Source organism: Mycobacterium sp. 852002-51961_SCH5331710 (assembly GCF_001665535.1).
In the GTDB taxonomy this organism is placed as follows: domain Bacteria; phylum Actinomycetota; class Actinomycetes; order Mycobacteriales; family Mycobacteriaceae; genus Mycobacterium.
This window is the reverse complement of the sequence record NZ_LZSQ01000100.1, coordinates 93,287-118,915: the sequence shown is the minus strand read 5'-3', so window position 1 is coordinate 118,915 and position 25,629 is coordinate 93,287. Positions and strand designations below refer to the sequence as shown.

The 25,629-nt window shown below is 68.2% G+C and carries 23 protein-coding genes; 15 read left to right on the top strand and 8 right to left on the bottom strand.

The features are described from left to right. Window positions 1-18 precede the first annotated feature (18 nt). The 4 genes from A5752_RS17290 (at window position 19) to A5752_RS17275 (ending at window position 5,136) form a co-directional block, all read left to right on the top strand. Window positions 19-1,299: an acyl-CoA dehydrogenase family protein gene (locus A5752_RS17290; protein ID WP_067087934.1), complete on the top strand. Its 1,281-nt coding sequence runs from the start codon at window positions 19-21 to the stop codon at window positions 1,297-1,299. A 27-nt stretch (window positions 1,300-1,326) separates the two neighbouring features. Continuing rightward, window positions 1,327-1,515, top strand: a complete 189-nt coding sequence (locus tag A5752_RS17285; protein ID WP_067087932.1) for a hypothetical protein — start codon at window positions 1,327-1,329, stop codon at window positions 1,513-1,515. Window positions 1,516-1,732: 217 nt separating this feature from the next. Next, on the top strand, window positions 1,733-3,424 hold the full coding sequence (locus A5752_RS17280) for a hypothetical protein (protein WP_067087930.1): 1,692 nt from the start codon (window positions 1,733-1,735) through the stop codon (window positions 3,422-3,424). Between the two features lie 68 nt (window positions 3,425-3,492). Next, window positions 3,493-5,136, top strand: a complete 1,644-nt coding sequence (locus A5752_RS17275) for a DUF7800 domain-containing protein (protein WP_067087929.1) — start codon at window positions 3,493-3,495, stop codon at window positions 5,134-5,136. A 2-nt stretch (window positions 5,137-5,138) separates the two neighbouring features. Here the strand turns inward: A5752_RS17275 and A5752_RS17270 are convergent, their stop codons facing one another. From A5752_RS17270 to A5752_RS17250, 5 genes are read right to left on the bottom strand one after another with little or no spacing between them, the layout of a single operon-like run. Continuing rightward, complete coding sequence (locus A5752_RS17270) at window positions 5,139-5,879, bottom strand: SDR family NAD(P)-dependent oxidoreductase (RefSeq protein ID WP_067088094.1); 741 nt, start codon at window positions 5,877-5,879, stop codon at window positions 5,139-5,141. A gap of 24 nt (window positions 5,880-5,903) precedes the next feature. Continuing rightward, window positions 5,904-7,517, bottom strand: a complete 1,614-nt coding sequence (locus A5752_RS17265; protein WP_067087927.1) for a dipeptide ABC transporter ATP-binding protein — start codon at window positions 7,515-7,517, stop codon at window positions 5,904-5,906. Then, a complete protein-coding gene (locus tag A5752_RS17260; protein WP_067087924.1) occupies window positions 7,514-8,383 on the bottom strand; it encodes an ABC transporter permease in 870 nt (289 codons plus the stop codon). Before A5752_RS17260 ends, A5752_RS17265 begins: the two co-directional genes overlap by 4 nt. Beyond that, window positions 8,380-9,348 (bottom strand): ABC transporter permease, encoded by a 969-nt coding sequence (locus A5752_RS17255; RefSeq protein ID WP_067087922.1) that lies wholly within the window; start codon window positions 9,346-9,348, stop codon window positions 8,380-8,382. The genes A5752_RS17260 and A5752_RS17255 overlap by 4 nt, the downstream gene beginning before the upstream one ends. After that, window positions 9,345-10,865: an ABC transporter substrate-binding protein gene (locus tag A5752_RS17250; protein WP_067087921.1), complete on the bottom strand. Its 1,521-nt coding sequence runs from the start codon at window positions 10,863-10,865 to the stop codon at window positions 9,345-9,347. The genes A5752_RS17255 and A5752_RS17250 overlap by 4 nt, the downstream gene beginning before the upstream one ends. A 150-nt stretch (window positions 10,866-11,015) precedes the next feature. On the opposite strand from A5752_RS17250, the gene A5752_RS17245 reads away from it, so the two are divergent. The 6 genes from A5752_RS17245 (at window position 11,016) to A5752_RS17220 (ending at window position 18,424) form a co-directional block, all read left to right on the top strand. Continuing rightward, a complete protein-coding gene (locus tag A5752_RS17245; RefSeq protein ID WP_067087919.1) occupies window positions 11,016-11,561 on the top strand; it encodes a hypothetical protein in 546 nt (181 codons plus the stop codon). A gap of 66 nt (window positions 11,562-11,627) precedes the next feature. After that, on the top strand, window positions 11,628-12,695 hold the full coding sequence (locus A5752_RS17240; protein ID WP_067088092.1) for a glycoside hydrolase family 183 protein: 1,068 nt from the start codon (window positions 11,628-11,630) through the stop codon (window positions 12,693-12,695). A gap of 134 nt (window positions 12,696-12,829) precedes the next feature. Continuing rightward, window positions 12,830-13,858, top strand: a complete 1,029-nt coding sequence (locus A5752_RS17235; RefSeq protein ID WP_067088089.1) for an NAD(P)H-dependent amine dehydrogenase family protein — start codon at window positions 12,830-12,832, stop codon at window positions 13,856-13,858. Then, complete coding sequence (locus A5752_RS17230; protein WP_067087917.1) at window positions 13,858-15,633, top strand: Hsp70 family protein; 1,776 nt, start codon at window positions 13,858-13,860, stop codon at window positions 15,631-15,633. Before A5752_RS17235 ends, A5752_RS17230 begins: the two co-directional genes overlap by 1 nt. A 27-nt stretch (window positions 15,634-15,660) precedes the next feature. Then, window positions 15,661-17,406 carry an acyl-CoA dehydrogenase family protein gene (locus A5752_RS17225; protein WP_067087915.1) on the top strand — a complete coding sequence of 582 codons (1,746 nt, stop codon included), beginning with the start codon at window positions 15,661-15,663 and terminating at the stop codon, window positions 17,404-17,406. Between the two features lie 55 nt (window positions 17,407-17,461). Further along, window positions 17,462-18,424, top strand: a complete 963-nt coding sequence (locus tag A5752_RS17220) for a GlxA family transcriptional regulator (protein WP_067087913.1) — start codon at window positions 17,462-17,464, stop codon at window positions 18,422-18,424. Window positions 18,425-18,428: 4 nt separating this feature from the next. Here the strand turns inward: A5752_RS17220 and A5752_RS17215 are convergent, their stop codons facing one another. Further along, on the bottom strand, window positions 18,429-19,517 hold the full coding sequence (locus A5752_RS17215) for a class I SAM-dependent methyltransferase (RefSeq protein ID WP_067088088.1): 1,089 nt from the start codon (window positions 19,515-19,517) through the stop codon (window positions 18,429-18,431). Between the two features lie 136 nt (window positions 19,518-19,653). On the opposite strand from A5752_RS17215, the gene A5752_RS17210 reads away from it, so the two are divergent. After that, window positions 19,654-20,418 (top strand): SHOCT domain-containing protein, encoded by a 765-nt coding sequence (locus A5752_RS17210; protein ID WP_067087911.1) that lies wholly within the window; start codon window positions 19,654-19,656, stop codon window positions 20,416-20,418. On the opposite strand, the gene A5752_RS17205 is transcribed toward A5752_RS17210, so the two are convergent. Beyond that, a complete protein-coding gene (locus tag A5752_RS17205; RefSeq protein WP_067087909.1) occupies window positions 20,419-21,048 on the bottom strand; it encodes an MBL fold metallo-hydrolase in 630 nt (209 codons plus the stop codon). Beyond that, the gene (locus tag A5752_RS17200; protein WP_067087907.1) at window positions 21,045-22,145 is read right to left on the bottom strand and encodes an S-(hydroxymethyl)mycothiol dehydrogenase; all 1,101 of its coding nucleotides are present in this window, start codon (window positions 22,143-22,145) and stop codon (window positions 21,045-21,047) included. Before A5752_RS17200 ends, A5752_RS17205 begins: the two co-directional genes overlap by 4 nt. A gap of 37 nt (window positions 22,146-22,182) precedes the next feature. Here A5752_RS17200 and A5752_RS17195 point away from each other — a divergent pair, with 37 nt between their 5' ends. The 4 genes from A5752_RS17195 to A5752_RS17180 all read left to right on the top strand — a co-directional run bounded on the left by A5752_RS17195 (window position 22,183) and on the right by A5752_RS17180 (window position 25,570). Next, the gene (locus tag A5752_RS17195; protein WP_067087905.1) at window positions 22,183-22,959 is read left to right on the top strand and encodes a dioxygenase family protein; all 777 of its coding nucleotides are present in this window, start codon (window positions 22,183-22,185) and stop codon (window positions 22,957-22,959) included. Window positions 22,960-23,027: 68 nt separating this feature from the next. Further along, window positions 23,028-24,104: a class I SAM-dependent methyltransferase gene (locus A5752_RS17190; RefSeq protein WP_067088086.1), complete on the top strand. Its 1,077-nt coding sequence runs from the start codon at window positions 23,028-23,030 to the stop codon at window positions 24,102-24,104. Between the two features lie 10 nt (window positions 24,105-24,114). Further along, complete coding sequence (locus A5752_RS17185) at window positions 24,115-24,939, top strand: serine hydrolase domain-containing protein (protein ID WP_067087903.1); 825 nt, start codon at window positions 24,115-24,117, stop codon at window positions 24,937-24,939. Window positions 24,940-25,057: 118 nt separating this feature from the next. Beyond that, entirely contained in the window at window positions 25,058-25,570 is a 513-nt protein-coding gene (locus A5752_RS17180; RefSeq protein ID WP_067088084.1) for a DUF3145 domain-containing protein, read from the top strand. Window positions 25,571-25,629 lie beyond the last annotated feature (59 nt).

Genomic DNA, 25,629 nt, shown 5'->3' with positions numbered 1-25,629 from the left:
TGGTGACAGACTGCGAGCATGGCGTGGGACTTCAGCACCGAACCGGAATTCCAAGAGAAGCTCGACTGGGTCAAGCAGTTCTGCGAGGAGAAGGTCGAACCACTCGACCACGTGTTCCCGCATGCGGTGCGCATCCCCGATCCGGCGGTCAAGGCCTACGTCCGCGAACTCCAGCAGGAGGTCAAGGACCAGGGATTGTGGGCCATCTTCCTCGACCGAGAACTCGGTGGGCCGGGCTTCGGGCAGCTGAAGCTCGGCCTGCTCAACGAGGTGATCGGCCGCTACCCCGGCGCCCCACACATGTTCGGCGCGTCGGCGCCCGACACCGGCAACATGGAGATGCTCGCCGCGTACGGCACCGAGGAACAGAAGGAGCGGTGGCTCAAACCGCTGCTCAACCAGGACATCTTCTCGGCCTATTCCATGACCGAACCGCAGGGCGGCAGCGACCCCAACCTGTTCAAGACCCACGCCGTGCGCGACGGCGACGAATGGGTGATCAACGGCGAGAAGTGGTTCACCTCGGCCGGTCGCGTCGCCGACATCCTGTTCGTGATGTGCACCAACGGGATGTTCGTCGTTCCGCGTAACACGCCCGGCGTGGAGATCATGCCCGAGCCGCGCAACCACAACCACATCAAGTACCGCGACGTCCGGGTGCCGCTCGACCATCTGCTCGGCCCGGAGAACGGCGCAAAGGCGTTGGCGCAGAGGCGCCTTGGCGGTGGGCGTATCCATCACGCCATGCGCACGATCGCGCAGTGCAACCTGGCCTTCGACATGATGTGCGAGCGGGCGCTCAGCCGCGAGTCGCACGGCAAGGTCATCTCCGAACACCAGATGGTGCAGGAGAAGATCGCCGAGTCTTACGCGATGATCAAGATGCTGCGCCTGTTCGTCCTCGAGACGGCGTGGAAGATCGACAACACCTCGACGCAGGAGGCCCGCACCGAGATCGCCGCGGTGAAGTTCACGATGGCCAAGGTGCTGCGGGAGGTGTCGTTCAACGCGCTGCACATCCTCGGCTCGCTCGGCACCACCGACCTCACCCCGATCCAGGCGATGTACGCCGCAGCCCCGACGATGGGCATCGCCGACGGCGTCGACGAGGTGCACAAGGCCACCGTCGCGCGCCGCGTACTGCGTGACTATCAGCCACACGAGGGCGATTTCCCGACGGAGTTCCTGCCCTACAAGCGCGAGCAGGCGCGCGAGAAGATGCAGCCCGTGCTCGATGCCCGACCCGAACTGGCGGCCGCCGCCGAGACGTATCAGAAGTATCTGTCGCGGCGCCGCTGAGGCCGGGCACTCGCCTAGGGTGGACGCATGCGGTTCGCCATTGCCCTGCTCGGAGTGATCGTCGCCTTGTTCGGTCTGCTGTTCACGCTTCAGGGCTTCGGCGTGGTCGGCGGCAGTCCGATGAGCAACACCACCACGTGGTCGATCCTCGGCCCGATCATCGCCCTGGTTGGTGTCGCGCTGGCCGTCGGCGGCCTTCGCCGTCGCAGGCCGTGACCCGCGGTTGTCGAGCCTCAACACCATCAAGCTGCCGAGACGGACTTCGCTGTAGCGGCGCGCACTATCTGTAACGCCCCGCCCGGCCGAGCGATGAATTCTGTGAGGCCGAAGCGTCGGGGGAGCGCTTGGGGTGGTGCTCGCTTCCGTCTCGGCGACGAACCCTGTCGCACGGCGTCAACGCGCCAAACCAGGCAGAGAAGGGAGTGGAGGCACGATGGGTGCTCCGCTGGATGATTTCCGCACGCATTTCCGCAGGCAAGGCATCGCCGTTCTGGCGACGGGAGCCGTGATCTCGCTGACCGCGCTGACGGCCGGGCTCGCGCCCGCGGTCGCGAAGCCGGGTTCCGACGACGTCGTGACGACGGTCGCGCCGGAACCGAAGGTCAGCGCCCCAGAGCGGGAGGCACCTGCCGAGCGGCCGACCTCGGCGCGGGAGCCGCAAGGCCCGGCGACCCAGGAGGCGCCGCAGACGCAAGCTCCCCAGCAGCAGGCACCGCAGCAGCAGGCTCCGCAGCAGCAGGCGCCTCAGCAGCAGGCGCCGGTCGCCGAGCCGGAGCCCGTTGCTCCCGAGCCGGAGCCCGCGTCCGAGCCCGAGCCCGTCGCGCCCGAGCCGCAGACCGTGGCGCCGCCGAAGACCAGCACCGCGGTTCAGACGGCCGAGCCGTCCGCCGCTGCCGAAGAGCCGGCGACCCCGACCGCAGAGCCGTCGACCGCCGCGCGGTCGGCCGCGCCGAGTACCAGCGCTGCCGCTCCGTCGACCAAGCCGGACACCAGCGAGCCGGCTGATCCGTCCAAGACGGCCAGCTCGTCGGCTGCGCTCGCGCCGGCCTCCGACACCGCGACGCCGACGCCGAGCGACAAGGCGGACAAGACCGAGGCCGAGACGTCGGCCACCGAGAAGGGCGGCGACGAGTCCGAGACCCCGACCGTGTCGATCCAGAACGCCTCGAAGGAAATCGAGACCCTGGCGCCGGAGACCCTGGAGGCACCCGCCGAGGACGTTCAGCTCGCACGCAATGCCAAGCCCGTCTTCGAACCGGAGCCCGCGCCCGCACCCGAGCAGGACGTGGCCGCGTTCAAGCAGTCGGTCGACATGACCCTCGGCCTCAACGGCGCCGAGGCCAGCGCCAGCGCCAAGGTCGAGCTCTCGGCCAAGCGCGACCGTGACTTCGAGTTGATCAGCAACGTGCGCCAGTGGCGACCGGAGTGGATCGAGTACGACGACTACTACCGCCCCGTGCTGATGAACCCGTTCCGGGCACCGGTGCGCATCGTTTACGTCTACGACATGCGCCCGCGCATCGCCTACATCCCGCCGCTGTCGCGGCTGGTGCTCGAGGCGGCCCAGTTCGCCGCCTACAGCTTCACCGCGGCGGTGCTGAGCCCGGTCGTCGCGGCCGCCAACGTCGCGCAGGCGGTGTCCAACATCGCGGTCGGCACCTTCCTCGGTGGCGGTTACTTCCCGGGGGCCGGCCTGCCGTTGCCGCCCCCTCCGCCGCCGGTGCTGCGCTACGACAACGTGCCGGTGTTGGTGAACTACTCGAACGCTCGCTACGAGCCGTTCCGGGTGCGCCAGATCGTCGACGTCGGCGAGGACCGCGTCTACGGCGGACGCAAGGTACTGCTCGACGGCGCCACCCCGGCCTGGGGCGAGTGGACCCAAACCGCAAGCGGCGAACGCCAATTCGAGATCCGCAAGACCCAGCAGTTCCCGGGCCTGAGCGAACCGGCCGAGGCCCCGCTGCCCGGTGACTACCGGCTGCGGCTGGCGTCGGACGAGTCGTCGACCGGCGGGCTCACCGGCAGGGACATCTTCCTGATGGTCTCGGCGGGTGTGATCGGCACCCTCGGGTTCGGCGCGATCGGCCTGGCGTTCTTCCTCGGACGTCGGCGGCCCGAACACTGAGGGGCCGCCGGCGCACCGGGAAAGCCGCCGCCGTCACACCGCCGTCAATAAAGGTGCATGATGGGGCGATGCCCCAGGTTCGTGTGGGTCCGCTGCTCCGCCACGTCGGCAAGACCGACGCGACGATCTGGGTCGAGACGGACAAGGCGTGCGAGGTCGAGGTTCTCGGCCACCGCGCCGAGACCTTCGAGGTCGAAGGCCACCACTTCGCGATCGTCTGCGTGACCGACCTCGACCCCGACCGGGAGCACCCGTACCAGGTGCACCTGGACGGCGAGAAGGCCTGGCCGCCAAGGAACTACGAGTTCCCTGCGCCCAGAATCCGGCTGATGCCCCGCGACGGCTCACTGCGGCTGTTGTTCGGGTCCTGCCGGGCGTCGGCCCCACACCATCCGCCCTACACCTACCAGCACTGGTGGCACCCCAAGGGCAAGGGCATCGACGTGCTGCGCACCTACGGGATGCGGATGCTGCGTCAGCCGTCGGCGCTGTGGCCCGACGCCATGCTGATGATGGGCGACCAGCTCTACGCCGATCAGGTGAACGACACCATCAAGGATCTGGTCGCCGACCGCGAGGTGCACGCCAACGGTCCCGTCGAGGTGCTCGAGGATTTCGAGGAGTACTGCATCGGCTACTGGGACGCCTGGTGCGATCCGGTCGTACGGTGGATGCTCTCGACCGTTCCGACGTCGATGATGTTCGACGACCACGAGATCAACGACAAGTGGAACACCTCGCAGGCCTGGCTCGACGAGAAGCGCAAGACCGACTGGTATCAGACGCGGATCATCGGCGGGCTGATGTCCTACTGGATCTACCAACACCTCGGCAACATGTCACCCGACGAGCTGGCCAAGGACCAGACGTTCCAGCGCGTCATCGAGACGCGGCAGGGCGCCGAACCGATTCGCGAACTCGCGCAGATGGCCGAGAAGGACGATGGCGCATCGCATTTCAGCATGTGTCGCGATCTCGGCTCGGCGCGGCTGATCGTCGTCGACGCCCGCACCGGTCGCCAGCTCGCGCCGGGACGGCGCCGCATCACCACCGACGAGGAATGGGACTGGATCACCGCCAACGCCGACGGCAACTATCAGCACCTGTTGTTCGCCAGCTCGCTGCCGATCCTGTTGCCCTACGGGATGCACCACATCGAAGCGTGGTCGGAGGCCGTTGGCGACGGCGCGTGGGGGCGATGGTTCACCGGGCTGGGGGAGAAGGTCCGCATCACCGCCAACCTCGACCACTGGGCGTGCTTCCAGGAAAGCTACCGGCGCTTCGAGGATCTCGCGATCGACGTGGCGAGCGGAAAGCGCGGACCGGCACCCGACTCGATGGTGTTGTTCGGCGGCGACGTGCACCACTGCTGGGTGTCGGAGGTCGAGATGCCCGACGAAGCGACCCGGCTGGGCACCAAGGTGTGGCAGGTCGTCTGCTCGGGGCTGCGCAAGGAACCCTCCGCCGTTGAACGGGTCATCCTGCGGCTCGGCCACACCGGTTTCGTCGAAGCCGTCGGCAAGGCGCTGGTGAAAACCACCAAGGTGCCCAAGCCGCGACTGCGTTGGCGACCCGTCTCACTCCCGCACTTCCGCAACCAGATCGGCACCCTGGAGATCGCCGGCGGCGAGATGGGCGTGCGGATCGAGAAGGTCACCGGCGGCTGGCGCAAGCCGCAGCTGACGACCGTGATCGAGCACAAACTGCTCTAGCCCTAGCCCGCACCCTTGCCGTTGTCGACGCGGTACACCGCACCGTGTATCGCCGCCGCGTCGTCGCTGGCGAGGAACGCGATGGTCTTGGCGACGTCGACGGTGTCCATGAAGCCGCGCGGCGAGGCGATCCGCATGATCAGATCCCAGTCGGCGTTCTCGGGCGCGGAGAACTCGGTGGTCTGCGCGGTCGGCATGCCGCCGGGGCACACCGCGTTCACCCGCACCTTCTCCTTGGTGTACTCGACGGCCAGCGCCCGGGTCAGCCCGACGAGTCCGTGTTTGGCGGCGCAGTATCCGGCCGAGTACACCTCGCCCTCCACACCCGCGATCGACGAGACGTTGACGATGTTGCCGCCGCTCTCGAGAAGATGCGGAATCGCCGCGCGGCACAGGTAGAACGGGCCGTGCAGGTTCACGGCGAGGTCGCGCTCCCAGTCGTCGTCGGTCACCTCGGTGGTGTGCCGCATCTGGTGAAAGCCCGCCACATTCACGAGGACGTCGAGACGACCGAATGCCTCGACGCACTGCGTGACGGCCTCGCGACACGCCGCCACCGACGTCACGTCCACCGACGCGAAGCGGCCGCCGGGCACCGTCTCGAACACCGTCGCCATGCGTTCGGCGTCCCGCGCGATACCGAACACCGTGGCACCCCGTTCCGCGAACAGTTGCGCGACCGCGGCGCCCAGTCCCGCCGAGGCGCCCGTCACCAATGCGACCTTGCCGCTGAGTTGAGTCATGATCATGACCATCTCATGCGGCGGTCAGGCCGAGACGCGCGGACGCTCCGGCGGTACGGCGGCCAACAGTGCACGGGTGTAGTCGTCCTGCGGCGAGGCGAACAACTCGTCTGCGGGCCGGTACTCGACCGCCGCGCCGTCGCGCATCACCAACACGTCGTGGCTGACCTGCTGCACGATCGCGAGGTCGTGCGCGATGAACAGGTAGGTCAGCCCCAGCTCGCGCTGCAGGCCGGCCAGCAGGTCGAGCACCTTGGCCTGCACCGAAACATCGAGCGCCGCGGTCGCTTCGTCGAGGATCAACAGCTCGGGCTCACCGGCCAGGGCGCGGGCGATGCTCACCCGCTGGCGTTCACCGCCCGACAGCTCGTGCGGATAGCGCGACGCGAATGACGTTGGCAGTCCGACCAGTTCGAGAAGTTCGGCGACTCTGGCTGCGCGGCCGCGGCGGCCCTTCGCGAGCCGGTGCACGATCAGCGGCTCGCCGATCGCCGAACCGACGCGGGCCCGCGGATTCACCGACGAGAACGGGTCCTGGAACACCAGCCCGATGCGCCTGCGCAGCGCCTTCTCCGCCGATCCGCGGACGCCGAACACGTCGGAGTCGCCGAGCGTCGCGCTGCCTGCGTCGGGCCGCACCAGGCCCGTGAGCGCGGACGCCACGGTCGACTTGCCCGAACCCGACTCGCCGACGAGGCCCAGCGTGGTGCCCCGCCGGATCTGGAATGACAGATCCTTGACGGCGTGCACGGTCGACTTGCCGACCGGTGTGCTGACCTCGAACCGCACGTCGAGGCCGTTTACGTCGAGCAGCACCGGCGCGTCCGGCACCGGAGGCGGGCCGGGACGCCCGACCAGTGGGCGCGCGGCGAGCAATTCCCGGGTGTACTCATGGCGGGGCCGATCGAAAACGTCTGTGATCGAGGCCTGTTCGACCGCCTCGCCGCCGCGCAGCACCGTGACGTCCTCGGCCACCTGGCCGATCACGCCGAGGTCGTGGCTGATCCAGACCACCGCGGTGCCGAAGTCGCGCTGCAGATCGGCGACCAGGTCGACGATCTGAGCTTGGGTGGTGACGTCGAGGGCGGTCGTCGGTTCGTCGGCGATCAGCAGCGCGGGATCGCACGCCATCGCGATCGCGATCATCACGCGCTGCTTCTGTCCGCCCGAGAGCTGATGCGGATACGCGCGCAACCGCGTCTCCGGATCCGGCAGCCCGACCGCCTCCAGCAGTTCGAGCGCGCGGCCACGCGCCTGCTGCCGCGTCATCCGGCGGTGTGCCTCAAGCGATTCGGTGATCTGCCGCTCCAGCGTCAACAGCGGGTTCAGCGACGTTCCCGGGTCCTGGAACACGAAACCGATCGAACCGCCGTGCACGCTGCGCAGCACCCGGTCCGACGCGCCGACCAGCTGGGTACGGCCGGATTCGGTTGTCAGCGTGCTGGTTCCGTCGACGCTCGCGCCGGGAGCGTCGAGCAGGCCCGTCGCGGCCAGTACGGTCATCGACTTGCCCGAACCGGACTCGCCGACGATGCCCAACGTCTGCCCGCGGTGCACGTCGAACGAGACGCCGTGCACGATCTCCCGGCGGCCGATGCTCACCCGCAGGTCGCGCACGCTCAACACCGGTTCGCTCATTGCTTCCTTCGGGCCTCGATCATCGTGCGCTGCCGGGGATCGAGCACGTCGCGCAGACCGTCGCCCAGCAGGTTGAAGGCCAGCACCGCGACGAAAATCGCGGCACCCGGGAAGACCGCCATCCACCACGCCATCGTCACGAAGCCCTGCGAATCGAAGATCATCCGTCCCAGCGACGGCTGCGGCGGCTGAATCCCCAATCCCAGGAACGACAATGCGGCCTCGGACAGGATCGCGAACGCCAACGACAGCGACGTCTGCACCAGCAGCGGGCCGGCGATGTTCGGCAGGATGTGTCGACCGAGAATGTACAGATGCCCGGTGCCCATGCTGCGCGACACCGACACGAACGATTCCACGCGCACGCTCATCGTGCTGGCCCGCGACACCCTCGCGAAGATCGGCGTGTACACGATGCCGATCGCCAGGATCGTCGTCGTCACCCCCGGACCGAGGATCGCGACCACCGCGAGCGCGAGCAGCAGCACCGGAAACGCGAACATCACGTCCACCACGCGCATGAAGACGGTGTCGAGCCAACCGCCGCGATACCCCGACACCAGGCCGACCGTTACGCCGACGACCGCGGCGAACGCCACGCTGACGACCGCAACCCGCATCGACGCCTGCGTTGCCACCAACACCCGGGAGAACACGTCGCGACCCAGTTCGTCGGTGCCGAACCAGTGCGATCCGCTGGGCGGGCGCAACGCGTTGGGTACGTCGACGTCGTTGATCTCGTACGGCGCAATCCAATCGGCGGTGACGGCGACGAACGCGATCAGCAGGAGCAGACCGGTGCTCACCACGGTGACCGGGTTGGCCATCAGCAGCCGCAGCGACGACACCCTGGCAGGAGCGGTCATGACAGCCGGATCCTCGGGTCGACGACGGCGTAGAGCACGTCCACGATCAGGTTGATCAACAGGAAGAGCGCCGCAATCAACAGCACCGTGCCCTGGATGACCGCGTAGTCGCGTCCGGCCACGGCGTTGTAGACCAGCCGGCCCAGGCCCGGCCAGGCGAACACGACCTCGACGACGATGACCCCCGACAAGATCGTGGCCAGCTGAATGCCGGTGATGGTCAGCACCGGGATCAAAGCGTTGCGGACGGTGTGGCGCAGCGTGACCACCCGCGGCGCAAGCCCTTTCGATCGCGCGGTGCGTACATAGCCCATCGCGGCGACCTCGAGCACGGCCGAGCGGACGTAGCGCGTCATGATCGCGCCTGCCACCAACCCGACGGTCAGCGCAGGCAACACCAGATGGCGCAACCACCCGCCCGGGTCGTCAAACAACGGCCGGTACCCCGACGTGGGCAGCCAGTGCAGCGTCGAGGCGAACAGCGCGATGAGCAGAATCCCCATCCAGAAGTCGGGGATCGACACCCCGAACTGGCTGCCCACCCGCACGATCGCGTCGCTGAGCCTGCCTTCGTGCAGGGCCGACCAGATCCCGGCCGGGATCGCGATCAGCAGCGCGATCACGATCCCGACGGCCGCCAACGACACTGTGGCGGGCAGCCTTTCGAGAAGGATCTGTGTCACCGGATCGCCGTTGCGGAAGCTGACCCCGAGGTCACCGGTCAGCGCCTTGCCGATGTAGGCGAAGAACTGCTCGACGATCGGCTTGTCCAGCCCGCTCGCCGAGCGCAACGCCTCGTAGGCCTGCGGCGTGTATCGGGTTCCCAGCGCGATGCGCACCGGATCGCCGGGAACCAGATGCACCAGCGCGAAGCTCACGACGAGCACCCCGAGCAGCACCACCGCCGAATACACCAGTCGGCGCGCGAGAAACCGCACGATCGGATGAGTCAGCGGGCGCGTCATGACGTTTCGTCTCCGGTGAGGCTGGCGGTGCGGAACCGCACCGCGCCGTCGCGGCGGGCCTCGTAACCGGACAGGTTCCTCACCCACGCCTGGATCACCGAGGGGTTGTACAGGTAGATGTAGCTGACCTCGTCGGCGATGATCGTCGCCGCGCGCCGGTAATCGTCGAAGCGGGCCTGCCGGTTCGTCTCCACGCGGCCCGCGTCGAGCAGGCGGTCGACCTCCGGGTTGGAGAACTTCTGGGCGTTGCTGGTCCCGTTGGTGTGGTGCTGGGCGTAGTAGAAGTCGTCGGGGTCGATGTTGCCGAGCCAACCCATCATCAACATGTCGAAGTGCCCTGAGTTCTGCTCATCGAGCCAGGTCGCGAAGTCGACGGTGCGGATGTTGACCGTGATACCCAGCGGCGCAAGGTTATCGGCGATGACCTGCGCCGCGGTCACGGTCTCGGGGTAGTCGCTGGTGACCAGCATGTCGAGGTCGACATTGCCGACACCCGCTTCGTCGAAAAGCCGTCGCGCGGCGTCGGTGTCGTAGCGGTAGCGGTCGTATGGGGTGTACCACGGGTTGCCCTCCGGGATGGCGAGCTGGTTGGCCGCAGCGGTGCCGTAGCTGGTGGCCTGCACGATGGCGGCGCGGTCGATGCCGTACGCGACGGCCTGGCGCGCCCGCACGTCGTCCCACGGTTTATGGGCTTCGTTGAGCGCGAGATACCAGTAGTCGTTGCTTGCGGTCACCGCGAGGTGCAGCGAGTCGTCGTCGCGGAGCTGTGCCACCCGCTGCGTCGGAATCGAGTCGGTCCAGTCGATTTCACCGGCCTGCAGCGCCGACAACGCGGTCGACGGTTCGGAGATGAAGCGGAACGTCACGCCCGCCACCTTCGGTTCACCGCCCCAGTACGACGGATTCGCCATCAGCGTGATGGAGTCGCCGCTCTTCTGCGACCGGAACGCGAACGGCCCGGTGCCCACCGGATGAGTGGCGATCTGACCGCTTTCGACGTTGCGGCGCTGGACGATCGCCATGCCCTTGAACCCGCCGATGTTGGTCAACAGGTTCGGCGTCGGGTGTTTGACATCGATCACCACCGTCATCGGGTCGACGGCCCGCACATCGGTGACGGCGCTGAACTTGTCGACGTTGGCCAACTGCTCGTCGATGATCCGCCGATACGAGAACACGACGTCATCGGCGGTGAACGGGCTGCCGTCGTGAAACGTCACACCCGGTCGCAGATGAAACGTCCACGACAACTGATCGGGGCTCACCTCCCACGACTCCGCGAGGGCCGGCCGCATCTCCAGGTTGGCGTCCGGCTCGACGAGCGTGTCGAAGACGTTCTCGAGCACCTCGAACGAGAAGAACGCGCTGGTCTTGTGCGGGTCGAGCTGGTCGGGTTCGCCGGCGATCGCAGCGACGAGGTTGTTCGACGAATCGCCGAGATCGACGCCCCGTCCGGTGGAGCAGCCCGCCAGCGCGGTCACGGCCACGATGGCGATCCACGCCACCAGTCGCTTCATTCCCTCACCCGCCGCTCGCGTGCGTCGTCGTTACCCGTCGGCTCTACCCGCCGTAGTTGATCATCAAAACCCGGAGCCGGGGAAAGCGGTGACGACGCCCCGTGCACACTGAGATACTCGAACCACCGTAGACGGCTGAAGGGGCACGAGGTGACCAAGACGATCGCGCGGACGCTGGGCCTCGCCGCGTTCATCCTTGCGCTGGTGTTCGGCGCCGCCGGCGTCGCCGCCGGTCAGGGCGACGTGAAGTCTCCCGACACCCCCGAAGGGGTCTACACCGTCAAGATCGCCGGTCAGGCCGAGACCACCTGGGAGATCTTCCCGATCTGCGTGCCGACCGTTGGCGATCTGCGCGAGCCGCTGATCCTGCCGGTCGGCTGCCGGCTGAAGGTCACGCCGGCCGGCCGCGGTGGCGCCGAGGCCGACATGGTCGGCGGCGACTGGACGTTCAAGTCGAACACCTTCGACTCGATCCGCAACTGCCCCGACGGCAGCACCGCGTTGCAGAAAGAGATCTATTCGTTCAACGGGTCCACGCTCCAGGGCCGGGTCAGGATCATCCACGACGCGGTCTGCGGTGAGCAGCCCGGGATGGTCGAACTGCCGCTGACGCTGACGTTCAAGCAGCCCCTGGCCATCCCGGTCACCCCGTATCCGCTGATCTGCGAGCCCGGCGGACTGCGCCGCTGCTTCTAGGTGCCTGACGATCCGTCGATCGGCCATGCGGCCGGGCGCGGGCTCGAACCCACCGGGCGGGCCCGGCTGCCGCTTCTCAACGGCAAAGCCCTCGACCTGACCGGTCCCGGCCTGACCGATCGATGGGGTGTCACCTGCACCGACCTCGGCGCGTCGGTGATCGCGCCGAACGGAAAGCTGGTGTCGGTGTTCGGCGACACCTTCTCCGGCACCCGGGTCGGCGAGGGAGACTGGCGCTCGCCGGTCATCCTGATCGGCACCGGCGACGCCGACCATCCGATCGTCTATGAACGCGCCGGCGGCAGCGACCCGGACTACGCGCGCCAACTGTGGCACTACGAGCACGACGACGCGGGATCCGGCTGGCGCCGCGGCGGTATCAGCACCGTGATCCCGTCGGACCTGCTGACCGTCGGCGACGAGATGTACCTGCACGCCATCGTCAACCGCGGCTTCGGCACCGTCGTCTGGACCGAGATCTGGCGGTCCCGCGACAGCGGCGTGAGCTGGACGCACCTGGGGGAGAAGGCGAAGTTCCCCGCGGACCTGCACAACGGTCACGCACAGTGCTGGGCATGGGATCACGACCCTGACGACGGCTGGGTGTACGTGGCGGCCACCGGCTTCCAACGCGACAAGGGCATCGTGTTGATGCGGGTGCGCCCCGAGCACATCGGCGACCGGAGGCGTTATCTCAGTTGGGGATTCGACGGGACACGGTGGTCGTGGGGAACGTCCGCGACGCCGATCACCCCCGTCGAGGAGCGCTGGGGCGAGCTCACCTTCCGCCGTATCGCGCCCGGAAAGTGGGTGCTGGGCGGCTTCCTCGCCTCGAAGTACGCGCTCGGTTACCGGGTCGCGTCGTCGCCGGTGGCGAACATGCACACCACCCCGATCCAGATGCCCGTCCTCGGATCGGGCTGGGACGGCGAAGACCATTTCGGCAGCCGGGTCGCCCAGCTCTACGGTGGCTACCTGCTGCCGGGATCGCGCTTCGACATCGACGGAGGTGTCGGACTGGTTGTCTCGCAGTGGAATACGGCCACGGGCTGGCCGTATCGCACGATGCAGTTCAAGGCCGCGCTCAAAGACAGCACCAAAACGAAGGATGGGCCCGATCCGATCAATCTGTAGCGTCCGATCCGATCGGACGGTGACCGCCCCTATCGTGTAGTGCGGGGCCGAGTGGAAGGCGAGCAGTGGCTGGGAGATTTCGGGATTCTGGCGCCAAACGCGTGGTCGTCTGGGGCACCGGCTTCGTGGGCAAGATGGTGATCCCCGAGATCGTCAAACACCCGCTGTTCGAGCTGGTCGGCGTCGGGGTGAGCAACCCCGAGAAGGTGGGCCGCGACGTCGGCGAGATCTGCGGGCTGGGCGCCCCGCTTGGGTTGACCGCGACCGACGACGTCGACGCACTGATCGCGCTCAAACCCGATGCGTTGGTGCACTACGGGCCGACCGCCAACCACGCCGATGACAACATCGCGCTGATCACCCGGTTCCTGCGGGCCGGCATCGACGTCTGCTCGACCGCGATGACGCCGTGGATCTGGCCGACCATGCACCTCAATCCGCCGAACTGGATCGAACCCATCACCGAGGCTTGTGAACTCGGCGAGTCGTCGTGTCTGACCACCGGTATCGACCCCGGATTCGCCAACGACCTCTTCCCGATGACGCTGATGGGCCTGTGTTCGGAGGTCCGCAAGGTCCGCGCCTCGGAACTGCTGGATTACACAAACTATGAGGGCGACTACGACCGCGAGATGGGCATCGGCAAACCGCCCGAGTACCGGCCGCTGCTGGAGAACCCCGACATCCTGATATTCGCCTGGGGGGCAACGGTTCCGATGATCGCGCATGCCGTGGGGATCATGCTCGACGAGATCACCACGACATGGGACAAGTGGGTGACGCCGACCGAACGCAAGACCGCGAAGGGAGTCATCGCGCCCGGAAACGTCGCGGCGGTGCGGTTCACCATCAACGGCGTGTACCAGGGCGAGACGCGGATCCAGCTCGAACACGTCAACCGCATCGGCAACGACGCCGCACCCGACTGGCCGTCGGGCAACGAGAACGACGTCTACCGCGTCGACATCGAGGGCACGCCGAGCATCTTCCAGGAGACGGCGTTCCGGTTCACCGACGGCTCCGGCCGCGACGCCGCCGCGGCCGGTTGCCTCGCGACCGGCCTGCGCGCACTCAACGCCGTACCCGCCGTCAACGACCTCTCACCCGGCTGGGTGACGGCGTTGGATTTGCCTTTGATTCCGGGCGCAGGCACCATCCGCTGATGGCTGACGGCGTAGGGCTCTCGGTCGGCGCCACCAATCTGGCGGCCGTCGTCGTGGGCAGGGCCGCCCTGACCCGGTCTCCGGTGCTGACCCTGTTTCCCCATCGGCCGCCCGAGGTCGGCGTGCCCAGCGAGAACCGCAACCTCAACGAACGCGGCCTGATACTGACCGATTTCGTCGACCGCGTCGGGGATCCGGTCGACATCGTGGCCGCCGACGGCACCAGTCACAAGGCCGAAGTCGTGCTCGCCGACGCCCTGCGGGCCATGCTGCGCGCGGTCGGGGGCGGGCGCAGTCCCGTCGGCCAGATCGCGGTGACGCATCCGGCGCACTGGCGGCCCGCCTCGGTCGACGCCCTGCGCGGTGCCCTGGCCGCGATTCCCGAATTCCAGCGGCCCCAGCCCGCGCCCGTCGTCTCCGATGCGGTGGCCGCGCTGACATCGCTCAAGAACGAGCCGGGGGTGCCGGCCCACGGCGTCATCGCGCTCTGCGACTTCGGCGGCACCGGCACCAGCGTCAGCCTGTTCGACGCCGACAACGGCTACGCGCAGATCGGCGAAACCGTCCGCCACCACGACCTGTCCGGTGACCTGGTCGACCAGGCGCTGCTGACCCACGTCATCGAGGACCTGTCGGCGGCCGGCGCCGTCGACCTGTCGAGCACCTCGGCGATCGGATCGCTGTCGCGGCTGCGTGCGCAGTGCCGCGGGGCCAAGGAACGGCTGTCGACCGCGGCGTTCACGTCGTTGGTCGCCGAACTCCCCGGGCACCGCAGCGACGTGCGGTTGACCCGCACCGAACTCGACGAGGCGCTGCGCGGGCCGCTCGCCGGTTTCGCCGATGTCCTGCAGGACACGTTGCAGCGCAACGGTGTTCGAGAGCTCGCCGCCGTGGCATCGGTGGGTGGCGGCGCGCGTATCCCAGTCATCACCACCACGCTCTCGGAGCGGTTCCGGGCGCCGGTCATCACGTCGGCCCATCCCGAACTGTCCGCGGCCGAGGGCGGCGGGTTGGCCGCGGTCCGTGGCACCGTCGAAGAGGGGATGACGGCGATGTCCGCGGCTCCAGGCGCCGCCGCAGCCGCCGCGGCAGCGACCGCGATGGCCCCCGAGGTCAGTGCCCAAGGCGATGAGGCGTCGCCACAGTCGGGGTCGTTCGGAGCCCTGGCGTGGTCGGACGCCGACGACGTCCCCGACGTGCCCGAGGCCATGGCCACCGACCCCTATGACTACTCATCTCCCGCCGCGGCCGACGTGCGTCCGCAGATGCAGTTCGAGGACGAGTCCTGGGACGACGTGCCGCAGCGGCCGGTGCCCTGGTACCGCAATCCGGCGGTGCCGCTCGCGGGCGGTGTCCTCGTGGTGCTGGCCGCTCTGGTGGCCGCGGTGGTGTGGGTGATGTCCGGCGATGAGTCCGCGCCCGAGCCCGCATCGACCACCACGCCGCCGACGGCCACCCCGCCACCCGCGACGACGACCACCGCCGAACCGCCCCCGCCGGCGACGCAGGCGCCGCAGACGGTCTACCAGCCGCCTCCGCCGGTGACCCGGACGGTCACCGAGGCGCCCCAGTCGCCCGAGCCGCCCCCTCCGTCGTCGGAACCGCCGCCGCCGACGTCGGAACCACCGCCGCCGACGACCGAGCCGCCGCCCGCCACGACGGAACCGCCGCCGACCACCCAGCCGCCGCCGTGGAGCCCGACCGCGCCGTATCCGACCATCCCTGGTCTTCCGTGGGTGCCGGCCCCGCAGCTGCCCGGTCAACCGGCTCCGTAGCGCCGATCCGCGCCCTACGCTTGCGCAATGACGCAGACGGACGGCTTGTTGTTCAACCCGCACACCTACGATCCGCAACAGTTCGACACCGAAACCCGCAGGCTGCTGCGCGCCACGATCGACTTCTTCGAGGGCCTCGGCAAGAAACGCATCCTCGACGACGACCTGTCCGCCCACTGGCCCGCGGATTTCATCGAATTCGTTAGGCGCGAACGACTGTTCGCGACCTTCCTGACGCCGTCGGAGTTCGCCGACGGTGATCCGAACAAGCGGTGGGACGCCGCCCGCAACGCCGCGCTGTCGGAGATCCTCGGCTTCTACGGGCTGACGTACTGGTACACCGAACAGGTCACCATCCTCGGCCTCGGGCCGATCTGGCAGAGCGAGAACAAGGACGCCAAGCTGCAGGCCGCCGACGACCTCGAAGCGGGCGAGGTGATGGCCTTCGGACTGTCCGAGCGAGCCCACGGCGCCGACGTTTACAACACCGACATGGTGCTCACACCCGCAAGCGAGGAGGACCGCGCCAACGGAATTCTGTACCGCGCCACCGGAGAGAAGTACTACATCGGCAACGGCAACGTCGCCAGCATGGTGTCGGTGTTCGGCCGTCGCGGTGACATCGATGGCCAGGACTCGTACGTGTTCTTCGCCGTCGACAGCCGCCACGAGGACTACCACCTGATCGACAACGTCGTGCACATGCAGATCTATGTGAGCACATTCCGGCTCGAGAACTACCCGGTACGCGAACAGGACATCCTGCACACGGGCGTGGAAGCCTTTGCCGCCGCGCTCAATACGGTCAACGTCGGCAAGTTCAACCTGTGCACCTGTTCGATCGGGATGACCGAGCACGCGTTCTACGAGGCGATCACCCACGCGCAGAACCGCATTCTCTACGGCAACCCCGTCACCGACTTCTCGCACGTGCGAGCGAATTTCGTCGATGCATACTCCCGGTTGGTCGCGATGAAGCTGTTCAGCGGGCGCGCCGTCGACTACTTCCGCAGCGCCAGCCTCGACGATCGGCGCTATCTGCTGTTCAACCCGATGACCAAGGCCAAGGTGACCATGGAGGGCGAGACCGTGCTGCGCGCGCTGCACGACGTCATCGCCGCCAAGGGTTATGAGAAGAACACGATGTTCCGCGAGGTCGCCCAGCTCATCGGGACGCTGCCCCGCCTCGAGGGCACCGTGCACGTCAACGTCGGGCTGGTGCTGAAGTTCATGCCGAACTACATGCTCAACCCCGCGCAGTATCCGGAGATCCCCACTCGCGACGACGCCGCCGACGACACATTCTTCTGGAACCAGGGACCGACCCGCGGCGCGGGCAACGTGCAGTTCGCCGACTGGACGCCGGTCTACGAGCGAGCCCTCGACATCCCGAACGTCGCGGTGTTCTACGACCAGGCGAAGGCGTTTCGCGACCTGCTGCTGACCGCGGCGCCAGATGCCGACCAGCAGAAGGACCTCGACTTCCTGCTCAACGTCGGCCACCTGTTCTCGCTGATCGTCTACGGTCAGCTCATCCTCGAGCAGGCCGCGCTGACCGACCTCGACCGCGATCTGATCGACCAGATCTTCGACTTCCAGATCCGCGACTTCAACATGTATGCCGTTGCACTGCACGGTAAGCCGACCGCGACGCCCGATCAGCAGTCGTGGGCGCTCGGTGCGATCCGCGCGCCCCAGCACGACGCCGCGCGGTTCGACCGGGTGTGGGAGCGGGTGAGGGCATACGACGGTGCATACGAGATGAACCCCTGATGGCAAGATCTCAGCAGTAGGTGTAAAAATTGCCACTCGCTGTTAGGGTGGCGCCATGCACACGGTCGCCGTCGTCGCGCTGCCCGACACCATCGCGTTCGACTTGGGCACGGCGGTCGAGGTGTTCGGCCGCGTCCGGTTGGCGTCCGGGGAGCCGGGCTACCGCGTCATCGTGTGCGGGACGGCCCCGGTCGTCACCGCGGGTCCGCTCGCCATCGCGAGCGACCACGGCATCGGGGACCTCCGGCGCGCCGACACCATCGTGGTGCCCGGCCGCGACGACCTGGACACCCCGCCGTGCGACGCGCTCGTCGACGCGCTGAGATCCGCGCACCGCAGGGGAGCGCGGATCGCCTCGATCTGCACGGGGGCGTTCACGCTCGCGGAGGCCGGGCTGTTGGACGGCAGGCGCGCCACCACGCACTGGGTGGCCGCTGACCTGTTCCGCGCGCGGTACCCCGGGGTGGACCTCGATCCCGACGTCCTCTACGTCGACGAGGGCGACATCCTGACGTCGGCGGGCGCATCGGCCGGGCTCGACCTGTGCCTGCACATGGTGGCACTCGACCACGGCAGCTCGGTGGCCGCGGACGCGGCCCGCATGGCGGTCGCCCCGCTGCACCGCAGCGGCGGTCAGGCCCAGTTCATCGTCCGAAACCGCCCGGTGCTCAACAGCATTGCCGAGCAGACCACACTCGACGATCTGCTGGCGTGGATCGAACACAACGCGCACCGCGACCTCACGCTGCACGACCTCGCCGCGCACGCGGCGCTCAGCGTGCGCACACTCAACCGGCGCTTTCAGGCCGAGACGGGGCAGACGCCGATGCAGTGGCTGACCGGCGTGCGCATCCGGCACGCGCAGCAGCTGTTGGAGAGCACCGGCCACGGGGTCGAACGGATCGGGCGTGAGGTGGGCTTCACCTCGGCGGCGAACTTCCGCGAGCAGTTTCGGCGACTGACCGGCGTGTCGCCGCAGAGCTACCGCAACACATTTCGCGATCGCATCGCGAGCTGACGGCTCAGGGCGTCCTCGGCCGCTTGGTCAACACCAGGTGCGCCATCGGGATCTGGGTCTGCTCGGGAGCCGCGGCCAACCGAGCCGCGAGACCGGTCTCGAGGCGATCGAAGAACTGACCCGACCGCGGATCGGCGGCACCACCCTCGAGTGCGGTCGCCAGCACGGGGAACACCGACGCCCTGGCGAACGACGCCCATTGCGCACCGAAAGCCGTTGCGTTGCCGTCGAGCTGGTACTGCTGCCAGAAACGGTCCTCGGCGTTGAAGATCTCGAGGTGCTCGATCTCGAGCTGTTCGAAGCGGCCCTTCGGTGCGAACGGCGCCAGGAAATCCTGTTCCCGCCTGCCGACGATCGGGATGCCCATCCGGCGCACCTCATCGGCCGTCAGCAACCCCTGCGCGGCCAACTCGCCGATCGCGTCGGCGAGCGCGTTGAGCACCGATCGGTAACCCATGTCCCCGTTCTCGTCGACCGCGGTCGTCATCACGACCAGACGCCCGCCGCGACGCAGTTCACGGCCGCGGAACGCGATGAACTCGTGCCAGTCGGTGGCGGCCTGCCGGGCGTACGCGGCGCGCACGCTCTCGTCGCGGCTGTACGCCACGTGCACATGGTCGGGGATCGGCGCGGGGACACGGCTGAGCCAATGGATCGCCCACGAACTCCACCCCAGGTTCACGCTGCTCGACGGCATGATCTGCGAGTAGAAGGACCGGCCGATCGCCGAGGCGAAAGCCGCGGAATCCTTGCTCAAATAGGTGTCCGGATCCTCGGCGAGCGTGCGGAACAGCGCGGTGAAGTCGTTCTCCGGCACATCGGTGTGCACGACGAGGGTGGGCTGGTCGGTGCGGGTCCGCTTGCGCAGCACCGCGATTGCGGCGCAGATCGGCAGGAGCGAGTTGTGACCGGTCGACGCGCCGTAGTCGGCGATGACGAACGGTTGCGGCAGCCGCGGGACCGGTACGGCCGCGGCCGCCTCCTCGAAGAGCTTGATCGCGCCCTGCAGGCCGGCGGCCTGTAGACGCGAACCGGCCGTGTACGACCCGCTCTCCATCGGCTCGGGCCGCACGACGATGCTGGATTCGGGCATCGCGACCTCCGTGACGTGCGGACAACAGATTCGGTCCACTCCGACGGTAGTCCCCGTTGGCCGCCGACGCCGACGGAGGTCGACCTATCCGCCGCAACAGCACGCCACGCGCACTCGGGCATGCCAAACTCTGCCCATGAGCGGAAGGACCGGCCCGCGCGTCGCCGTCGTCGTCTCCGTGTTGACGCTCGTGATCTCCGTCGCCGGTTTCATCGTCACCCTGGTGCTCAACGCGTTCGTCCTCGACGATTTCGACGCCTACGGCGAGGTCCCGATCCCGGGCGCCGAGAGCATCGAGTTGCCCGCGGGTGAGGTGACGGTCAGTTTCCGCACCCTGACCACCGGCCAGCCGACGAGTGGGTTCCCGATCCCGGCGATCAGCGTCAACATCGACGCACCCGACGGGGTCGCCGATCCGCCGGTGACCGAAAGTATCGGTGGGACAACCACCGTGAACAGCGACACACACGTGCGGATCTGGGTTGCGCAGATCGCCGAGCCAGGCACGTATCGTGTCTCGACCGACGGCAGCGTCAACGGATACATCAACCCGCGGCTGGCCTTCGGGCACGGCAGCACGTACGGCTGGCTGGCGTGGGCTTGCGGCGGGTTGGCCGCGCTCGGCCTGCTCGGGCTCATCGTGGCGCTGTTCTGGTCGGCACGGGCGGCCAAGGCCGCGCGGCCACTGGCGCCGGAGGAGGTCGTCGACGTGGACGGGCCACCGAGGCTTCACGCGGTGTCACGCCCCGCGTCGGCCTACCAGCCGGATGAGTCGGGCGTGCGGCTCGAGCAGCTCAAGCAGCTGGCCGCCCTTCGGGATTCGGGGGCGTTGAGCGAGGCCGAGTTCGAGGCGGAGAAGCGCCGAATCCTGAAGTGGGGCACGGGTTCGCGCGGGAACTAGCTAGTGCCCGCGGGCCACCCACTCGTCGTAGTTGACGAGCTCGTCACCGATGGTGGTCGAATCGCCGTGACCGGTGTAGACGACGGTCTCGCTGGGTAGCTTCCCCAACCTGCCCGAGATCGACTCGAGGATGGTGGGGAAGTCGGAGAACGACCGCCCCGTCGCGCCGGGACCGCCCTGGAACAGGGTGTCGCCGGAGAACACCGCGTTCAGCTCGGGCGCGTGCCAACACACCGAACCCGGCGAGTGACCCGGGGTGTGCAGGGCGCGCAGCTCGGTGCCCGCCACCCGCAGGGTGTCGCCGTCGGCGACGGTGCGGAAGTCGCTGTCCGGGTGTGTCATTCGCCACAGCACGTCATCGGCCGGGTGCATCAGCACCGGGGCGTCGAGCGCTTGGCCCAGCTCGGGCGCGACCGTCACATGGTCGTTGTGCCCGTGCGTGCAGACGACCGCCACCACGTGCCTGCCGCCGACGGCGTTGACGATCGGCCCCGCATCGTGTGCGGCGTCGAAGACGATCACCTCGGAGTCGTCGCCTACGATCCAGATGTTGTTGTCGACTTCCCAACTGCCGCCGTCGAGTTCGAATGTGCCGTGCGTGACCACCCGGCCGATCGGTCCGCCGTTCATTTCAACACCACCACCGATCGGAGCACCGGGTCTGTTTCGGAGCCGCCGTGCATTTTGTGGAACGCCTCCTCGACGTCGTCGATACCGATGCGTTCGGTGACGAACTTGTCCAGCGGCAGCCGACCCTGCAGGTAGAGGCTGATCAGGGTGGGGAAGTCGCGTTCCGGCAGGCAGTCGCCGTACCACGACGACTTCAGCGAACCGCCGCGGGAGAAGAAGTCGATCAGCGGCATCTCCAGCGTCATGTCCGGTGTCGGAACACCCACCAGCACAACGGTTCCGGCCAGGTCTCTGGCGTAGAACGCCTGTTTCCAGGTCTCGGGTCTGCCGACGGCGTCGATGACCACGTCGGCGCCGAACCCGTCGGTGAGATCCTGGATCGTCTCCACCGGGTCGAGTTCGCGGGCGTTGATGGTGTGGGTCGCGCCGAAGTCGCGCGCCCAGTCCAGCTTCCTGTCGTCGGTGTCGACGGCGATGATGCGCTTGGCGCCGACCAGTCGCGCACCCGCGATGGCCGCGTCGCCGACGCCGCCGCAGCCGATCACCGCGACCGTGTCATCGCGGCCGACGGCGCCGGTGTTGACCGCCGCGCCCAGTCCCGCCATCACGCCGCAGCCCAGCAGGCCGGCGACGGCCGGGTCGGCGGCGGGATCGACCTTGGTGCACTGGCCTTCGTGCACGAGCGTCTTGTCGGCGAACGCGCCGATGCCCAGGGCCGGGGTCAGCTCCGTGCCGTCGGTCAGCGTCATCTTCTGCGCGGCGTTGTGGGTGTTGAAACACAGGTGCGGACGACCGCGTTTGCAGGCCCGACACTGGCCGCAGACCGCGCGCCAGTTCAGGATCACGAAGTCGCCGGGCTCGACGTTGGTGACCCCGACGCCGATGGACTCGACGGTGCCCGCGGCCTCATGGCCCAGCAGGAACGGGAACTCGTCGTTGATACCGCCCTCGCGGTAGGTCAGGTCGGTGTGGCAGACCCCGCAGGCGATGATGTCGACCACCACCTCACCCGGACCGGGGTCGGGGATCACGACGTCCACGACCTCGACTGGCTCACCCTTCTTGCGTGAGATCACTCCGCGCACCGTTTGACTCATGCGTACAACCTAACGGCTGAGGGGGAACACTCGTCATATGACCGATTCGCTTCCCGCGCTGTTCCTCTCCCACGGAGCGCCGCCGCTCGTCGACGACGAGTTGTGGGTGAGCCAGTTGGCGGCGTGGGCGGTAGAGCTGCCGCGGCCGGCGGCGATCCTCGTGGTGTCGGCCCACTGGGAGTCCGCGCCGCTCACAATCGGGTCGACGTCGGCGCGGACCCCGCTGACCTACGACTTCTGGGGTTTCCCGGACCGCTACTACCAGACCACCTATGACGCGCCGGGCGCCGTCGACCTGGCCGCGGCCGTCGAGGCGTTGTTGTCCGACCAGCCGGTGCGCCACGATCCCGACCGCAGGCTCGACCACGGCGCGTACGTTCCGCTGACCGTGATGTATCCCGACGCCGACATCCCGGTGCTGCAGATCTCGATGCCGACGCTCGATCCCCAGGCACTGCTGACACTGGGCTCGCGGCTGCGGCCGCTGCGCGACGAGGGCGTGCTGATCATCGGATCCGGCTTCACCACACACGGTCTGCCGTTCCTCGACGACCCGTCGCCGGCCGCGGAGCCACCGGACTGGTCGACGGAGTTCGACCGGTGGGCCGCCGAGGCGTTCGCCGCGGGCGACGTCGACGCGCTGATCGACTTCCGTCACCGCGCGCCGGGCATGCCGTACGCGCATCCGACGATCGAGCACTGGTCGCCGCTGTTCGTCGCGCTCGGCGCGTCGCGCGACCCCGGTCAGCGGGCGCGACAGGTGATAGACGGCTACTGGATGGGGCTGGCCAAGAGATCGGTCGAACTGATTTGACGGTTGAACCGCCCGGCGTCGGAGTCCGTTGTGCAATGGGAGTGTCAGCACGCCGGAAGGACACCGCGATGACGGATATCGACCACAGACCAGCCTCCGACACCACCGATGAGTTCGCCGCGCGGATGGTGGCCGCCATCGACAACGCCAGCCTGGCGCTGTTGATGTCGATCGGCCATCAGACCGGATTGTGGGACACCATGGCCGCGTCGGCGCCGGGCAACAGCGCACAGATCGCCGCGGCCGCAGGGTTGAACGAACGCTACGTGCGGGAGTGGCTCGGCGGCGTCGTCACCGCCGGGGTGGTCGACTACGACCCGGCGGCGGGCACGTACTCGCTGCCGCAGCACCGCGCGGCGGTGTTGACCCGCGCCGCCGGACCGGACAACCTCGCGCGGGTGGCGCAGTTCATCCCGCTGCTCGCCGAGGTCGAGCAGAAGATCATCGGCTGCTTCCGCAACGGCGGTGGGTTGTCGTACAGCGAGTATCCGCGGTTCCACACCCTGATGGCCGAGGAGAGCGGTGAGGTGTTCGACGCCGCGCTCGTCGACGTCATCCTGCCGATGGCCGACGGACTGCCGGAACGGCTGCGCGAGGGCGCCGACGTCGCCGACATCGGCTGCGGCAGCGGGCACGCGATCAACCTGATGGCGCAGGCGTTCCCGGCGAGCCGGTTCACCGGCATCGATTTCAGCGACGAGGGCCTGGCCGCGGGTCGTGCGGAGGCGGCCCGCCTCGGACTGACCAACGCCGACTTCGTCGCCGCTGACGTCGCCGAACTGGACATGGCCGAAAGTTACGATGTGATAACGGTTTTCGACGCCATCCACGACCAGGCCGCACCGGCGGCGGTGTTGGCGAACATCTACCGGGCGCTGCGGCCGGGTGGAACCTTCCTCATGGTCGACGTCAAGGCGTCGAGCCGACTGGAAGACAACGTCGGTGTGCCCCTGGCCACGTACCTCTACACGGTGTCGACGATGCACTGCATGACGGTGTCGCTCGGGCTGGACGGCGCGGGGCTGGGAACATGCTGGGGTCATCAACTCGCCGCGTCGATGCTCGCCGAGGCCGGCTTCGACCACGTCGAGGTGCGCGAGATCGAGTCGGATCCGATCAACAGCTACTACATCGCGCGCAAGTAGGCTCGGCGCGATGAGCGCCCTGGATGCCATGACCGACTGGCCGGTCGACAACGCGGCCGCGGCGGTCATCGGCCCCTCCGGGGTGCTGGCCGAGCACGGCGACCAACGGCGCCGCTTTCCGCTGGCATCGGTTACCAAGCCGCTGGCCGCGCGAGCCCTGCACGTCGGCGTCGAGGAGGGCGCCGTCGAACTCGACACCGAGGCGGGCCCGCCCGGGTCGACGGTGCGTCACCTGCTCGCGCACGCGTCCGGATACTCGATGCGCTCGGCGGAGACGATGGCCGAACCCGGGACCCGCCGCGTGTACTCGAACTACGGGTTCGGCGTGCTCGCCGAGACGCTCGAGAAGGCGACCGACATCGCGTTCGACCGGTACCTGACCGAAGCGGTGTTCGAACCGCTGGGCATGACCGACAGCGCGCTCGACGGCGGTGCGGCCGCCGCGGGATACGGCGCGACTTCCACGGTGGCCGATTTGGCGGCCTTCGCCGGGGACCTACTGCAGCCGGCCACGGTGTCCGAGCAGCTGCATGCCGAGGCGATATCGGTGCAGTTTCCCGGTCTGGACGGGGTGCTGCCCGGATTCGGCGTGCAGCGGCCCAACGACTGGGGGCTGGGTTTCGAGATCCGCGACGGCAAGTCCCCGCACTGGACGGGCGAGGCGAACTCCGAGCGCACATTCGGGCATTTCGGCCAGTCAGGGACGTTTTTGTGGGTCGATCCGGGCGCTGATCTGGCGCTCGTCGTGCTCACCGACCGCGATTTCGGCGACTGGGCGTACGAGCGGTGGCGGGCTTTGTCTGACGAAGTCCTGAGAGAATTTGCCGCAGACTAGCGCAACAGGCGCCTCACAAGGCACAATAGACACGCACGACACATATTTTGCTGCGGAAGTTTCGGATCCAAGAGGCCGCTTGGGGAAGACGTCCCTCGTGGAGCCGAAGGAGTGGCAAATGCGTGCGTCGAACCAGTTCGCCGAAGCGACGACGGGCGTGGTCTACATCCACGCGTCACCCGCTGCGGTGTGCCCGCATGTCGAGTGGGCGTTGTCGTCGACCCTTCAGGCGAGGGCGAACCTGAAGTGGACGCCGCAGCCGGCCATGCCCGGACAACTCCGCGCCGTCACCAACTGGGTCGGTCCCGTCGGGACCGGCGCCGCGCTGGCGAGCGCGCTGCGCTCGTGGTCGGTGCTGCGGTTCGAGGTCACCGAGGATCCCAGTCCCGGCGTCGACGGTCACCGCTGGTGCCACACGCCTCAGCTCGGCCTGTGGAGCGGATCGATGAGCGCCAACGGCGACGTGATCGTCGGCGAGATGCGGCTGCGCGCGCTGATGGCGTCCGGTGCCGACACGCTCGCCGCCGAGCTGGATTCGGTGCTGGGCACCGCGTGGGACGAGGCGTTGGAGCCGTACCGCGACGGCGGTGCGGGCGCGGAGGTCAGCTGGCTGAGCCGCGGAGTCGGGTAGCCGACGACATTCAGCCGGGAGTCGGGTAACTCTCTCCCGCGAACAGACGCAAACCTGCC

What these genes read in the sequence shown, in the direction of transcription:
- A5752_RS17185 (WP_067087903.1), top strand. Translation starts at nt 24,115, where the DNA reads ATGAGCGCCCTGGATGCCATGACCGACTGGCCGGTCGACAACGCGGCC.
- A5752_RS17205 (WP_067087909.1), bottom strand. Translation starts at nt 21,048, where the DNA reads ATGAACGGCGGACCGATCGGCCGGGTGGTCACGCACGGCACATTCGAA.
- A5752_RS17200 (WP_067087907.1), bottom strand. Translation starts at nt 22,145, where the DNA reads ATGAGTCAAACGGTGCGCGGAGTGATCTCACGCAAGAAGGGTGAGCCA.
- A5752_RS17250 (WP_067087921.1), bottom strand. Translation starts at nt 10,865, where the DNA reads ATGAAGCGACTGGTGGCGTGGATCGCCATCGTGGCCGTGACCGCGCTG.
- A5752_RS17235 (WP_067088089.1), top strand. Translation starts at nt 12,830, where the DNA reads ATGGTGATCCCCGAGATCGTCAAACACCCGCTGTTCGAGCTGGTCGGC.
- A5752_RS17210 (WP_067087911.1), top strand. Translation starts at nt 19,654, where the DNA reads ATGAGCGGAAGGACCGGCCCGCGCGTCGCCGTCGTCGTCTCCGTGTTG.
- A5752_RS17255 (WP_067087922.1), bottom strand. Translation starts at nt 9,348, where the DNA reads ATGACGCGCCCGCTGACTCATCCGATCGTGCGGTTTCTCGCGCGCCGA.
- A5752_RS17280 (WP_067087930.1), top strand. Translation starts at nt 1,733, where the DNA reads ATGGGTGCTCCGCTGGATGATTTCCGCACGCATTTCCGCAGGCAAGGC.
- A5752_RS17275 (WP_067087929.1), top strand. Translation starts at nt 3,493, where the DNA reads ATGCCCCAGGTTCGTGTGGGTCCGCTGCTCCGCCACGTCGGCAAGACC.
- A5752_RS17260 (WP_067087924.1), bottom strand. Translation starts at nt 8,383, where the DNA reads ATGACCGCTCCTGCCAGGGTGTCGTCGCTGCGGCTGCTGATGGCCAAC.
- A5752_RS17265 (WP_067087927.1), bottom strand. Translation starts at nt 7,517, where the DNA reads ATGAGCGAACCGGTGTTGAGCGTGCGCGACCTGCGGGTGAGCATCGGC.
- A5752_RS17195 (WP_067087905.1), top strand. Translation starts at nt 22,183, where the DNA reads ATGACCGATTCGCTTCCCGCGCTGTTCCTCTCCCACGGAGCGCCGCCG.
- A5752_RS17290 (WP_067087934.1), top strand. Translation starts at nt 19, where the DNA reads ATGGCGTGGGACTTCAGCACCGAACCGGAATTCCAAGAGAAGCTCGAC.
- A5752_RS17270 (WP_067088094.1), bottom strand. Translation starts at nt 5,879, where the DNA reads ATGACTCAACTCAGCGGCAAGGTCGCATTGGTGACGGGCGCCTCGGCG.
- A5752_RS17215 (WP_067088088.1), bottom strand. Translation starts at nt 19,517, where the DNA reads ATGCCCGAATCCAGCATCGTCGTGCGGCCCGAGCCGATGGAGAGCGGG.
- A5752_RS17180 (WP_067088084.1), top strand. Translation starts at nt 25,058, where the DNA reads ATGCGTGCGTCGAACCAGTTCGCCGAAGCGACGACGGGCGTGGTCTAC.
- A5752_RS17190 (WP_067088086.1), top strand. Translation starts at nt 23,028, where the DNA reads ATGACGGATATCGACCACAGACCAGCCTCCGACACCACCGATGAGTTC.
- A5752_RS17220 (WP_067087913.1), top strand. Translation starts at nt 17,462, where the DNA reads ATGCACACGGTCGCCGTCGTCGCGCTGCCCGACACCATCGCGTTCGAC.
- A5752_RS17225 (WP_067087915.1), top strand. Translation starts at nt 15,661, where the DNA reads ATGACGCAGACGGACGGCTTGTTGTTCAACCCGCACACCTACGATCCG.
- A5752_RS17285 (WP_067087932.1), top strand. Translation starts at nt 1,327, where the DNA reads ATGCGGTTCGCCATTGCCCTGCTCGGAGTGATCGTCGCCTTGTTCGGT.
- A5752_RS17230 (WP_067087917.1), top strand. Translation starts at nt 13,858, where the DNA reads ATGGCTGACGGCGTAGGGCTCTCGGTCGGCGCCACCAATCTGGCGGCC.